The organism is Paenimyroides ummariense (genome assembly GCF_900115115.1).
Taxonomy (GTDB): domain Bacteria; phylum Bacteroidota; class Bacteroidia; order Flavobacteriales; family Flavobacteriaceae; genus Flavobacterium; species Flavobacterium ummariense.
In genome coordinates this window covers 25,556-40,124 of record NZ_FOVI01000001.1, presented here as the reverse complement: position 1 = coordinate 40,124, position 14,569 = coordinate 25,556, and the positions used below count along the sequence as shown (strand labels likewise).

Genomic DNA, 14,569 nt, shown 5'->3' with positions numbered 1-14,569 from the left:
TACAACTTTTTTAGGTTTCGTTACATTATCTGCGTTTTATTTTACAATGTAAACACGTATTTACATTAGGTTTTAGACTTTTGTCTGAAATTAAAAAAATACATAATGCGCAAGTACAAGAATTCTATTTTTTACGGGGCTGTAATTGTTGTTTTTTCCTTTATAATGTATCTAACCGTTAACAAGGGAAAATATCTGGAAGTTGATGTTAAAAATGTAGCTTCAGATAAAAACGATTGGCAGGAATTTTTAGATTCATTTATAAATAATCTTCATCATCCGTTGGCATTGTTGTTACTGCAAATTATTGCCATTGTAATAGCGGCACGTATTTTTGGTTGGCTTTTTAATAAAATAGGGCAGCCCGCAGTTATTGGTGAAATTATCGCCGGTATATTTTTGGGTCCGTCATTGTTTGGAATGTATTTTCCCGAAGCTTCGGCTATTTTGTTTCCTGCAGCATCGTTAGGTAATTTACAGATTCTAAGTCAGGTGGGGTTGATTCTTTTTATGTTCGTCATTGGAATGGAACTCGATTTAAAAGTTCTTAAAAGTAAAGCACACGAAGCTGTTGTAATAAGTCACGCCAGTATTGTAATTCCGTTTGCTTTGGGAATGGTTTTCGCATATTTTACCTACACTAACTATGCTCCAGACGGAATCAATTTTTTATCGTTTGCCCTTTTTATGGGAATTGCAATGAGTATCACGGCTTTTCCGGTGTTGGCACGTATTGTACAAGAACGCGGTATTCAGAAAACAAAGCTGGGAACAGTGGTGTTAACATCGGCAGCTGCAGACGATATCACGGCTTGGTGTATTTTGGCAGTGGTAATTGCTATTGTAAAAGCGGGTTCGTTTGTTAGTGCCTTGTATGTAATTGCACTTTCAATAATTTATGTAGCGGTAATGTTAAAACTGGTACGTCCGTTCTTAAAACACATTGGTAATCTAAATTCAAACAGCAAAACCTTAAGCAAGCCGGTTGTTGCCATATTTTTATTAGTGTTGATTTTATCATCGTACCTTACAGAAATCATTGGTATTCACGCATTGTTCGGAGCTTTCATGGCTGGTGCAATTATGCCTGATAATCATAAGTTCCGTCACATATTTGTTGAAAAGGTAGAAGATGTAGCCGTTATTTTATTCTTACCGTTATTCTTTGTATTTACAGGTTTACGAACCGAGATTGGTTTGCTAAACGATATTGAATTATGGAAAATGACCGGAATCATTATTCTGGTTGCTGTAACCGGGAAATTTATTGGTAGTGCCGCCGCTGCCAAATATGTTGGGCAAAGCTGGAAAGACAGTTTAACCATTGGTGCTTTAATGAATACTCGCGGATTAATGGAATTGGTTGCCTTGAACATTGGTTATGAATTGGGAGTTTTAACGCCCGAAGTTTTTGCAATGATGGTAATTATGGCTTTGGTAACTACTTTTATGACCGGACCGTCTTTAGATTTTATAAACAAAATGTTTAAAGATAAAACCATAAAAGCGGAAGAAATTTTAAACGAAACCAAGTTTAAAATTCTGTTTTATTTTGATAAAACAAACGCGGGTAAAAATCTATTGAAAATTGCCAATACTTTTACCAAAAATCAACAAGAAAATTCGGTGGTTACTGCACTTCATTTGGTGAATAGCAGCGATGTTGATGTACTTGACAAAAAATACGAAGAAAAAGTTTTTACGCCAATAGAAGAAGATGCGCACAAAATAAATCAAAAGCTAATTAATCTTTATAAAGTATCGTATGATATAAGTTCCGAAATTGTTGATGTAGCTCATAAAGGCAATTACGATTTAGTTTTAATGGAGTTAGGTTCGTCTATTTACGATGGAACTATTCTGGGTCGATTGTTAGGATTTACAACCCGAATTGTAAACCCTGAAATTATTGTTGATAAAGTAATAGGTAAAGAAAAATTCTTTGATTATTCTCCGTTCGATGATCAAACGCGTTATGTAATTACCAATTCAAAAATCCCTGTCGGAATTTTTATCGATAAAAATCTGGAAGAAGTAAATAAGATCTTTGTTCCGTTTTTTCATGAAAGCGATAAAAAGTTAATTCCGTTTATATTGAAGTTCATTCAAAACAACGATTCGCAGATTGTAATAATGGATATAAAGGGACATTTAAAAACGAACACTTTTATTAAAGAAGAAATCCGTTTGATAGAACAAGCAAAACCTAATCATATTTCGGTATTGTCTGATGTGGAAATCGATTTGAATTTAATCCAACAACAAGATCTAATTCTTACAACCGTAAAATCGTGGCGTAACATGATCGATAAAAAATACAACTGGCTAAAAAATACTACTTCCTTGTTATTAATCAAACCTTAAAATAATTCAACCAACCAACCCTAATTAAAATGAACAAGCAGCACTAATGTGCTGCTTGTTTTATTTTTTGAACTAACCAATATCAAAATGTGTCAGTTTCGAAGTTGTTAAAAACTCCAATCTTACTTCTTAAGCTTAACCACAAACGCATCCGGATATTTCCCTGCAATTTTCTTTAACAAATATTCCGCTTCTATTTTATTCTTATAGTTACCTACAACCAATTTAAATTTTGGATTGGCATAAATAATGGTCGCATCAATTTCCGGGTGTTGAATTGTAAAATCTTTGTAAAGTGTTTCAACTTCTTCTTTTGCTCCGTTTTTAAGCTGCACTGAATAGTTGGTGTATAGTGAAAACTGATTGTTTTGACTCATTTTGCGTTCTAAAAGCAAATCAATGGTTTTTTGGTCGGCGTTTTCAATAACATTAATTTGTGCTTTAGCATTTTGCTGAACAAAAATTGTTAAAATAAATATAATGAAAACTTTATAAGTTCTTAAATTATTCATAATGAGTAAATTTTTAGACAAAATTAAAAAATATTCATGAAAGTAGAATTTATGAATTTATTTAGAATTGTTATAAATTAAGTTTTGGTTTTTATTAAGCTTTATTTAATGGGGCTTATGTTGTATTTTTGTCAAAGTTTATAAATAAAGGTAGAGAATATTCCATGTGAACTATGGAAAAACTGTGCCAAAATTAGTTGATAATCATTTTTTTAACTATGAAAAAAGTGGGTAACCATACTTCGTTTTCAAGGATTCTTTTCTTGTGTTTAACATTTGTGTTAACATTTTCTACAGGATCTTTTGCACAAGACGCTGCAAAGGGTAAAGAGTTATTTAATGCAAACTGTGCAGCTTGTCACAAGCTAGATGCTAATTCAACCGGACCGGCTTTAAGAGGTGTTATAGAACGCCATTCTGCCGACTGGTTGCATAAATGGATCAAAGACAGTTCAGGTTTAATTAAATCTGGAGATGCAGCAGCTGTTAAACTTTTTAATGAGTGGAACAAAGTTCCAATGAACTCATTCCCTAATTTATCTGATGAAGATATCGATAACATTATCGCTTATACTTCAGAACCAAAACCAGAAGTTAAAGCTGTACCAGGAGCTGCTCAGGCAGGTGGTAGTACAGCTACAGGTGGTGTTTCAGAAAAATTAGTTTTAGGCGGTTTAGTAATTGTTCTTGCAATGCTAGTTATCATGTTGGTATTGGTAAGAAGAGTATTAAACAAAGTTGCCGATAAAAACAACTTAACGGTTAACGAAACTAAATCGTTACCAATCTGGAAAGCTTTTGTTAAAAATCAATTCTTGGTAATTACTTCAGTAATCGTATTAATGTTAACAGGAGCATATTTTGCTTTCGGATTTATGATGCAGGTTGGTGTTGATCAAAATTACGAACCTATCCAGCCAATTCACTTCTCGCACAAAATTCACGCAGGTGAAAACGGTATCGACTGTAAATATTGTCACTCTTCGGCACGTACATCTAAAACATCGGGAATTCCTTCTATGAATGTTTGTATGAACTGTCACAAGAATATCACAGAGTTTACAGGAAGTGCAGATTCTACTTATGTAGATTACAGCAAAGAATTCTATACTGCAGAAATTCAAAAGATTTATGATGCAGTAGGATGGGATCCTGCGAAACAAGCATACACAGGTAAAGAGAAACCAGTTAAATGGGTACGTATTCACAATTTACCAGATTTTGTTTACTTTAACCACTCACAACACGTTTCTGTTGCAGGTTTAGAATGTCAAACTTGTCACGGTCCTGTTGAATCTATGGAAATTATGAGACAACATTCGCCATTAACAATGGGTTGGTGTGTAGAATGTCACCGTGAAACGGAAGTAAACGTTAAAGATAACGAGTACTACGCTAAAATTCACGAAGAATTATCTAAAAAGTATGGTGTTGAGAAATTAACAGCAGCACAATTAGGTGGTTTAGAGTGTGGTAAATGTCACTATTAATAATAATTTAAGAAGCTAATATATATACAATGGCATCAAACAAAAAATACTGGAAAAGTGTTGAGGAACTTAACGAGAACAGTTCTATTGTTGAGACGCTAAGAAACAATGAGTTTGTTGAAGAGATTCCAACCGAGGATTTTCTTGGAGACAAAAATGCATTGTCGTCTTCATCAACCTCTCGTAGAGACTTTTTGAAATACGTTGGGTTTTCTACAGCTGCAGCTTCTTTAGCAGCTTGTGAAGGACCGGTGAAAAAGTCGATTCCTTATGTATTTCAACCAGAGGAAATTATTCCTGGTGTTGCTGATTTTTACGCAACTACGGTTGCAGACGGATTTGATTTCGTAAACGTTTTAATTAAAACACGCGAAGGTCGTCCTATTAAAGTAGAGAATAACTTTATGGAAAACGCGTTAACAGGTGCAAACGCACGTGTACACGCTTCTGTATTGTCTTTATATGATAGTTTACGCTTAAAGCAACCAAAAATTGACAATAAAGCTGCTTCTTGGTCAGATGTTGATCAAAAAATTAAAGCAAGCTTAACAAGCGCAACGGGTCAGATTGTTTTATTAACAAACACAATGGCATCGCCATCTACAGATAAGTTAATTGCAGAATTTAAAGCTGCGTATCCATCAGCAAAGCACATTGTGCACGATGCAGTAGGATCGGATGCTGCTTTAGATGCATACCAACAAGCTTACGGCGAGCGCGCATTGGCTGATTACAATTTTGGAAAAGCGGATGTAATTGTTTCTGTTGGTGCAGATTTCTTAGGAGATTGGCAAGGAGGCGGATACGATAGCGAATATGCTAAAGGTCGCGTTCCTAAAAACGGAAAAATGTCTAAGCACATCCAGATCGAGGCAAATATGTCTTTAGCTGGTGCAAATGCAGACAAACGTATTCCGTTAACTGTTGCAGATCAAAAATTAGCTTTAGTTAAAATATACAATATTGTTACAGGTAATGCTGTAGCAGTTACAAATACTGCTGCCGATGCAGAAGTTACAAAAGCGGCACAACAATTAAAAGCTGCTGGTTCTGCAGGTGTGTTGGTTTCAGGTTTAGACGATGTTAATGCACAGTTATTAGTATTTGCTATTAACCAAGCATTAGGTTCGGCTGCTTTTAACCCGGCACAACCTAAATATGTGCGCGGTGGTAACAATAAAGAAGTTGCACAGTTGGTTAAAGACATGAATGCAGGTTTGGTTCATACTTTAATTATGAGTGGTGTTAATCCTGTTTATACGTTATTCAACGGCGCTGCTTTTGCAGAAGGATTGAAAAAAGTAAAACTTTCTGCTTCTTTTTCATTACGCGAAGACGAAACAGCATCTTTAACTACAATCGCTGCTGCTGCACCTCATTATTTAGAATCTTGGGGCGATGTTCAAATGCGTAAAGGTCATTATTCTATTACGCAACCAACCATTCGTCCGTTATTCAATACAAAACAATTCCAAGAAGGTTTATTAACTTGGTTAGGTAAAACAGAATCTTACTACGATTATTTAAAAGCATCGGGTACTGCTTTAGCCAACGGAAAAACTTGGAACCAAATGGTTCACGATGGTTTTTCTGCTGTTGAAGTTACAGGTTCTGCAACTGCATCTGCTGATTTTGGCGCTGCTGCATCTGCATTAGCTGCAACTAAAAAAGCTGCCGGTTTAGAATTGGTATTGTATCCTAAAACCGGAATGGGAGATGGGCAACAGGCAAATAACCCTTGGTTACAAGAGTTCCCTGATCCAATCACACGTGTTTCTTGGGATAACTATGTAACAGTTTCTAAAGCCGATGCGGAAGCATTGGGTATTAAAAACTACAATGTTGCAAATGGTGGTTTAAACGGATCTTACGTTACTTTAAAAGTAGGTGAAAATACTTTAGAGAAAGTTCCTGCATTTATCCAACCAGGTCAGGCAAAAGGTACTTTAGGTTTAGCGTTTGGTTACGGACGTAAATCTGCCTTAAAAGAAGAAATGCAAGTAGGTGTTAATGCTTACAAATTATACAAAGACTTTAATAATACACAAAATGTATCTGTAGAATTAGGTTCGGGCGATCACGAGTTTGCTTGTGTTCAGTTACAAAGAACTTTAATGGGTCGTGGTGATATTGTTAAGGATACTACATTAGAAATCTTTAATACGAAAGATGTTAAAGAGTGGAATGTTAAACCACACGTATCTTTAGATCACCAGTCGGTTGAAGCATCAACAGTTGATATCTGGGAATCTTTTGATCGCTCAACAGGTCACCATTTCAACTTGTCTATCGATTTGAACTCTTGTACAGGTTGTGGTGCATGTGTTATTGCATGTCACGCAGAAAACAACGTTCCTGTTGTTGGTAAATCCGAAGTAAGAAGATCACGCGATATGCACTGGTTACGTATCGATAGATATTATTCTTCTGAAGATACATTTGCAGAAGATGTAACTACAAAGAACAGTGCTAAAGGTTTAATGGAAAACATTAATACATTTAATGGTTTAGAGCATCCTGCAGATAATCCTCAGGTAGTTTTCCAACCGGTAATGTGTCAGCACTGTAACCACGCACCTTGTGAAACAGTTTGCCCGGTTGCTGCAACATCTCACGGTCGCCAAGGTCAAAACCACATGGCATACAACCGTTGTGTGGGTACACGTTACTGTGCAAACAACTGTCCGTACAAAGTACGTCGTTTCAACTGGTTCTTATATAGCCAAAACAACGCGTTCGATTACCACATGAATGACGATTTAGGACGTATGGTATTAAACCCAGATGTTAATGTACGTTCTCGCGGGGTTATGGAAAAATGTTCATTATGTATTCAAATGACACAAGCGAGCATTTTAAAAGCTAAGAGAGAAGGTAGAGCAATAAGCGGAGATGAGTTTGAAGTAGCTTGTTCTGCAGCTTGTACATCGGGATCTATGGTTTTTGGAGATGTGAACGACAAACAGTCTGAAGTGGCTATGTTGTTTGAAGATGACAGAAGATACCATTTGTTAGAGCATATCGGTACTAAACCAAATGTGTTCTACCACGTAAAAGTTAGAAACGTATAAGTTAGTATTAATTAGAAACATTATAATAAAGGATTATGTCGTCACATTACGAAGCACCCATTAGAAAACCTTTAGTTATTGGTGATAAAACCTATCACGATATAACGGTAGATGTTGCTAGACCTGTAGAAACACGTGCGAATAAACAATGGTGGACTGTTTTCACAATTGCTTTAATTGCATTCCTTTGGGGAGCTGGTTGTATGGTTTATACAATTGGTACAGGTATTGGTACATGGGGATTAAATAAAACTGTTGGATGGGCTTGGGATATTACCAACTTTGTTTGGTGGGTAGGTATCGGTCACGCGGGTACACTTATCTCGGCTGTATTATTATTATTCCGTCAGAAATGGAGAATGGCTATTAACCGTTCTGCAGAAGCAATGACCATTTTCTCTGTAGTTCAGGCAGGTTTGTTCCCAATTATCCACATGGGTCGTCCATGGTTGGCATACTGGGTATTACCAATGCCAAACCAGTTCGGGTCGTTATGGGTTAACTTTAACTCACCGTTATTATGGGACGTATTCGCGATCTCTACCTATTTATCTGTATCATTGGTTTTCTGGTGGACAGGTTTATTACCAGATTTCGCTATGTTACGTGATAGAGCGGTAACACCTTTTTCAAAAAGAATTTATTCTACTTTATCATTCGGATGGTCTGGTCGTGCAAAAGACTGGCAACGTTTTGAAGAAGTATCTTTAGTATTGGCAGGTTTAGCAACGCCATTGGTACTTTCGGTACACACCATTGTATCTTTTGACTTTGCTACGTCGGTAATTCCAGGTTGGCATACAACCATTTTACCACCTTACTTCGTTGCGGGTGCGATCTTCTCTGGGTTTGCCATGGTAAACACGCTTTTGATCATTATGCGTAAAGTTGTAAGTTTAGAAGACTACATTACTATTCAGCACATCGAATTAATGAACATCATTGTAATGATTACAGGTTCGGTTGTTGGTATCGCATACATCACAGAGTTATGGGTAGCTTGGTATTCGGGAGTAGAGTATGAACAATACGCTTTCTTAAACCGTGCAACAGGTCCTTACTGGTGGTCATACTGGTTAATGATGACGTGTAACGTAATTTCTCCGCAGGTAATGTGGTTCAAAAAAATACGTACATCAATTATGGGATCGTTCATTATATCAATTATCGTAAATATTGGTATGTGGTTTGAGCGTTTCGTGATCATCGTAACATCATTACACCGTGATTACTTGCCATCGTCTTGGACAATGTTCCAACCAACATTTGTAGATGCAGGTATTTATATCGGTACTATAGGGTTCTTCTTTGTATTATTCTTATTATACTCTAGAACATTCCCGGTAATTGCACAGGCAGAGGTTAAAACAATTTTAAAATCTTCTGGTGAAAATTACAAAAAAGAGAGAGAGAACGGACACCATTCACATAATCATTAATAAATTATGAGTACAAAAGTTTTACACGTATTATACAATGATGATGATGTTTTAATGGATGCAGTTAAAACAACCAGAGCTGCACATCATCATATCGAAGAGGTTTATACACCTTTTCCTGTACACGGTTTAGATAAAGCAATGGGATTAAAACCAACGCGATTAGCAATTTGTGCATTTATCTATGGTTTATGTGGTTTATCTTTCGCAACTTACATGATGAATTACATTATGATACAAGATTGGCCGCAAGATATTGGTGGTAAACCAAGTTTTAGCTATATTCAAAACATGCCTTCATTTGTGCCAATTATGTTTGAATTAACCGTTTTCTTTGCAGCCCATTTAATGGTTATTACATTCTTTTTAAGAAGTAGATTATGGCCGTTTAAAAAAGCAGAAAACCCAGATGTAAGAACAACCGATGATCATTTTTTAATGGAAGTTGCTTTACACGGTAGCGAAGAAGAAGCTTTAGAGTTCTTTAGAAACACCGGTGCAGTAGAAGTTAAAGTAATCGATAAACATTAGTAGTAAAAATGAAGAGTTTATATAAAATAGTTGCCTTGGCAGCAGTTTCAACTTTAGCTACCTCTTGTTTTAATAAGGAAAAACCAAATTACCAGTTATTTCCTAATATGTACGAGTCTGTAGCTTACGAAACCTATTCTGAATCAAGCGCATTTAAAAACGGAAAAGAAGGTCAGGTGCCTGCACAAGGATCAGTACCTCGCGGATTTACACCTGAAGAGTATCCAAATACTCCGGAAGGTTTAGCTGCGGCAAGACTAAATTCTAAATCTCCTTTAGATTCTATTACCGAAGGTGATATGACAAAGGCGAAGCAGTTGTACACCATTTACTGTGCAATTTGCCACGGTGATGCCGGCGACGGAAAAGGAAATTTAGTTAAAAGAGAAAAATTCCTGGGAGTACCAAGTTATGCTGAACGTGAGTTAACAGAAGGTGGAATTTACCACGTTGTAACGTACGGATTAAACTCAATGGGATCACATAAAAACCAGTTAACACAAACCGAAAGATGGATGGTAGCTGCTTATGTGTTAAAATTGAAATCGGAATTATAATTGTAAAACTTATTTGAAAGTTTAGATATGTACACATTTTCAGGCAAATTAAAATCCTTTTCTGTTATTTTAATGGTTTTAGGTATCATCGGGATCGCTTACGGCTTTCTTACGGCACCTAAAACAGTTGAAGAGGTTGAAGCAATTTTAAGCGAGCAACATCATGGTGGTCATGGCGCGCACGATGCACACGCAGCACCTGCACACGGTGAAGCTAAGGCTCATGAAGCAAATACGGCAAGCCATGATGCACATGCAGCAAATCATGATGCGCATACAGCAACTGCAACAGCTGTTACTAACGATAGTACGGCGCACGCTGCAGATTCAACAGATGCACACACTGCTCATGTAACAGAAGCAGCTCCGGCACACGCTGAAGCTACTACTCACGCTGCAAAGGCTGATACGCATGATGCGCACGCAGAACATACAAAACATTTAGAGCACGTATTACACCAGTTACAAAACAAACCTTGGGCTGCTGTTTACGTTGGGTGTATCTTTTTCATGCTTATTTCTTTAGGTATCTTTACCTTTAATCAAATACAGTATGCTGCATCTGCAGGTTGGTCACCAGTATTATTCCGTGTAATGGAAGGCTTATCGGCTTATTTATTACCGGGTTCTATATTGTTTTTCTTAATGTTGGTAGCAAGTTCGGCTCATTTAAACCATTTGTTTATCTGGATGGATGCTGATGTTGTAGCTAACGATACCATTATTCAAGGTAAAACAGGTTTCTTAAACATACCGTTCTTTTTAATCCGTGCCGTTATTTTCTTAGCTGGTTGGAATATCTTTAGAATGTTATCTCGCAGAAACTCATTAGCTTTAGATGAAACAGGCGATTTAAATTATTACAAAAAGAACTTTAAATTGGCAGCAGGTTACTTGGTGTTCTTTATCATCACAGAATCTATCATGTCATGGGATTGGATCATGTCTATTGATACGCACTGGTATTCAACATTGTTCGGTTGGTATGTATTTGCATCGTTCTTTGTAACAGCGGTAACTATTATTGCGTTGTCAACATTATATCTTAAAAACAAAGGATTGTTAGAATTCGTAAACACATCACACATCCACGATTTAGCTAAATTTATGTTTGGTTTATCTATCTTCTGGACGTACTTATGGTTCTCTCAATTCATGTTAATGTGGTATGCAAACATTCCTGAAGAGGTAACGTACTTCATTTTAAGAATAGAAGAATACAACTTGCCTTTCTTTGGTATGCTGGCGTTAAACTTTTTATTACCTATATTATTATTAATCAATACAGACTTTAAACGATTATCTTGGATCATTGTTATGGCGGGTACATGTATTATTGCAGGTCACTATTTAGACTTCTTTAATATGATTATGCCTGGAACTGTTGGTGCATCTTGGTTTATTGGTGCTGCCGAAATAGGATCTGTATTGTTCTTTGGCGGATTGTTTATCTTTGTCGGTTTCTCGGCAATTGCTAAAGCTCCGTTATTGGTTAAGAATAATCCAATGGTAGAAGAAAGTAAACATTTTCATTATTAATATTTAAAGTAATAAACAAATGACGAGTTTATTAATATTAGTTATTGTAGCTTTATTAGGAATTGCAATTTGGCAATTAACTAAGATTTTCGACTTAACTCAGAGCAAACAACACGTTGGCGAAGAATACAAGACGCAGGTTGCTACACATAAAGACAATAATATCAACGGATATTTAATGTTCGGATTTCTGGCATTCATTTACATTTTCACAATTTATAGCTGTGTTAAATGGGGATACATGCCGTTGTTAAGCAATGCAGCTTCTGAACATGGTAAAGATGTTGACCAGTTAATGTGGATTACTTTAGTAGTTATCTTCTTTGTTCAATTCTTAACGCAGTTCTTATTACACTACTTTGCATTCAAATACCGTGGTAATACAGACAGAAAAGCGACGTTCTTCGCAGATAATGATAAATTAGAATTCATCTGGACAATTATTCCGGTAATTGTTTTAGCAGGATTGATCTTATATGGATTATACGCTTGGAACAACATTATGCATTACGATGAAGAGGAAGAAGTGATTTACGTAGAAGTTTACGCAAAACAGTTCAACTGGGATTTCCGTTATGCAGGTGACGACAACGTATTAGGTAAAGCAAACGTTCGTTTTATCGAAGGAATCAACGTTGTGGGTGCCGATATGGCAGATCCAAATGCACAAGACGATGTTGTAACAAAAGAATTACACTTACCGGTTGGTAAAAAAGTAGTATTAAAAATGCGTTCGCAAGACGTTTTACACTCTGCTTATTTCCCACACTTCCGTGCACAAATGAACACGGTTCCTGGTATGGTTACGCAGTTTGCAATGACACCAACGGTTACTACTACAGAAATGAGAGACCGTGAAGAAATTGTAGATCGTGTAAACAAGATCAACGAAGCACGCAACAAACACAGCAAAAAGTTGGTTGAAAAAGGCGAGCCTGGTTTAGAACCATATACGTTTGACTATATTTTATTGTGTAACAAAATATGTGGTCGTTCACACTATAACATGCAAGCAAAAGTTGTAGTTGAAACAGAGAACGAGTTTAGAAAATGGATCAACCAACAACCTAAATTAGGAAAACAAGTAGCCGAAGAGAAAGCTGCCGCTGCTGCTCCGAAAGTTGAAGCACAGCCGGTTCAAACTCCGGTAGAAGAACCACAAATTGTAGTAGATACTACTGCAGTAGTTGCTCAAGTAATTAAATAATTTGTTTACCAATATAAAATTATTAGTATGTCAGCAGTAGTAGGACACGAATTAACACACGATCATTCACACGATGATCACCACCATAAAGAAACTTTCGTAACAAAGTACATCTTTAGTCAAGATCATAAAATGATTGCCAAACAATTCCTTGTAACAGGTATTATCATGGGAATCATTGGTATTGCAATGTCATTATTATTCCGTATTCAAATCGCTTGGCCAGAAGAATCATTCAAAGTATTCTCTTGGTTATTAGGAGACGATTTCGCTCCGGGCGGTGTAATGCGTAACGATATTTATTTGGCTTTAGTTACCATTCACGGAACCATCATGGTATTCTTTGTATTAACTGCAGGTTTATCAGGTACGTTCTCTAACTTATTAATTCCATTACAGATTGGAGCGCGCGATATGGCTTCAGGATTCATGAATATGTTATCATACTGGATCTTCTTTATTGCTTGTATCGTAATGATTGCTTCATTGTTTGTAGAGTCAGGACCGGCATCAGCAGGTTGGACAATCTATCCTCCGTTATCAGCAGTTCCAGAAGCAATTCCAGGTTCTGGTACAGGTATGACGTTGTGGTTGGTGTCTATGGCATTGTTCATTGCACAATCGTTAATGGGATCATTAAACTATGTGGTAACGGTTTTAAACATGCGTACAAAAGGTATGTCTATGACGCGTTTACCGTTAACAATATGGGCTTTATGGGTAACGGCAATTATTGGTATTGTATCGTTCCCGGTATTATTATCGGCTGCATTATTGTTGATTATGGATAGAAGCTTTGGTACATCATTCTTCTTGTCTGATATTTATTTAGCTGGAGAAGTATTACATTATCAAGGTGGATCTCCGGTATTATTTGAGCACTTGTTCTGGTTCTTAGGTCACCCTGAGGTATATATCGTAATTTTACCTGCAATGGGTATTACATCTGAAGTAATTTCGGCTAACGCTCGTAAACCAATCTTTGGTTACCGTGCCATGATTACATCAATCTTAGCAATTGCATTTTTATCTACAATTGTTTGGGGTCACCACATGTTCGTATCTGGTATGAACCCATTCTTAGGATCGGTATTTACCTTTACAACATTGTTAATTGCAATTCCATCGGCAGTAAAAGCATTCAACTACATTACTACATTATGGAAAGGTAACTTACAAATGAACCCTTCTATGTTATTCTGTATTGGTTTCGTATCAACGTTCATTACAGGTGGTGTAACAGGTATTATTTTAGGAGATTCAACGTTGGATATCAACGTACACGATACGTATTTCGTTATTGCTCACTTCCACTTAGTAATGGGTATATCAGCATTGTATGGTATGTTTGCCGGTATTTACCACTGGTTCCCTAAAATGTACGGACGCATGATGAATAAAAACTTAGGTTATATTCACTTCTGGGTAACGGTAGTTTGTGCTTACGGAGTTTTCTTCCCAATGCACTTTATCGGTATGGCAGGTTTACCACGTCGTTACTATACTAACTCGGCATTCCCAATGTTCGACGATATGGTAGATGTGAACATCTTAATTACCATGTTTGCATTAGTAGGAGCAGCGTTCCAATTAGTATTCTTGTTTAACTTCTTCTACAGTATTTTCTATGGTAAGAAAGCACCAAGAAACCCATGGAGAGCTACAACTTTAGAGTGGACTACACCGGTTGAGCACATGCACGGTAACTGGCCGGGTGCAATTCCAGAAGTACACCGTTGGCCTTATGATTATTCTAAGCCTGGTTACGAAGAAGATTTTGTTCCGCAAACAGTGCCGTTAAGAGATGGCGAAAAAGATGGTGGACATCATTAATATATATAAAACTCCCGCAATTTGTG

The 14,569-nt window shown here is 36.7% G+C and carries 10 protein-coding genes; 9 read left to right on the top strand and 1 reads right to left on the bottom strand.

From position 1 onward, the window contains the following. The first annotated feature begins 105 nt into the window (after nt 1-105). Entirely contained in the window at nt 106-2,364 is a 2,259-nt protein-coding gene (locus BM253_RS00190; RefSeq protein ID WP_091517324.1) for a cation:proton antiporter, read from the top strand. Between the two features lie 122 nt (nt 2,365-2,486). On the opposite strand, the gene BM253_RS00185 is transcribed toward BM253_RS00190, so the two are convergent. Next, nucleotides 2,487-2,876, bottom strand: a complete 390-nt coding sequence (locus tag BM253_RS00185) for an SPOR domain-containing protein (protein WP_091517323.1) — start codon at nt 2,874-2,876, stop codon at nt 2,487-2,489. A 218-nt stretch (nt 2,877-3,094) separates the two neighbouring features. Here BM253_RS00185 and BM253_RS00180 point away from each other — a divergent pair, with 218 nt between their 5' ends. Genes BM253_RS00180 through BM253_RS00145 form a run of 8 tightly spaced genes read left to right on the top strand, consistent with a single transcriptional unit; the run spans nt 3,095 to nt 14,543 of the window. After that, nucleotides 3,095-4,366 carry a c-type cytochrome gene (locus tag BM253_RS00180; RefSeq protein ID WP_091517322.1) on the top strand — a complete coding sequence of 424 codons (1,272 nt, stop codon included), beginning with the start codon at nt 3,095-3,097 and terminating at the stop codon, nt 4,364-4,366. Nucleotides 4,367-4,395: 29 nt separating this feature from the next. Further along, on the top strand, nt 4,396-7,437 hold the full coding sequence (locus BM253_RS00175; protein WP_091517321.1) for a TAT-variant-translocated molybdopterin oxidoreductase: 3,042 nt from the start codon (nt 4,396-4,398) through the stop codon (nt 7,435-7,437). A gap of 35 nt (nt 7,438-7,472) precedes the next feature. Beyond that, a complete protein-coding gene (nrfD, locus tag BM253_RS00170) occupies nt 7,473-8,876 on the top strand; it encodes an NrfD/PsrC family molybdoenzyme membrane anchor subunit (protein ID WP_091517320.1) in 1,404 nt (467 codons plus the stop codon). A gap of 6 nt (nt 8,877-8,882) precedes the next feature. Next, complete coding sequence (locus BM253_RS00165) at nt 8,883-9,407, top strand: DUF3341 domain-containing protein (protein ID WP_091517319.1); 525 nt, start codon at nt 8,883-8,885, stop codon at nt 9,405-9,407. An 8-nt stretch (nt 9,408-9,415) separates the two neighbouring features. After that, on the top strand, nt 9,416-9,964 hold the full coding sequence (locus tag BM253_RS00160; protein ID WP_091517318.1) for a c-type cytochrome: 549 nt from the start codon (nt 9,416-9,418) through the stop codon (nt 9,962-9,964). Nucleotides 9,965-9,991: 27 nt separating this feature from the next. Continuing rightward, the gene (locus tag BM253_RS00155) at nt 9,992-11,503 is read left to right on the top strand and encodes a quinol:cytochrome C oxidoreductase (protein WP_091517317.1); all 1,512 of its coding nucleotides are present in this window, start codon (nt 9,992-9,994) and stop codon (nt 11,501-11,503) included. Between the two features lie 19 nt (nt 11,504-11,522). Beyond that, nucleotides 11,523-12,710, top strand: coding sequence for a cytochrome c oxidase subunit II (locus BM253_RS00150; RefSeq protein ID WP_091517316.1), 1,188 nt, complete (start codon nt 11,523-11,525; stop codon nt 12,708-12,710). 27 nt (nt 12,711-12,737) lie between these two features. Further along, nucleotides 12,738-14,543, top strand: a complete 1,806-nt coding sequence (locus BM253_RS00145) for a cytochrome c oxidase subunit I (protein ID WP_091517315.1) — start codon at nt 12,738-12,740, stop codon at nt 14,541-14,543. The last annotated feature ends 26 nt before the right edge of the window (nt 14,544-14,569 follow it).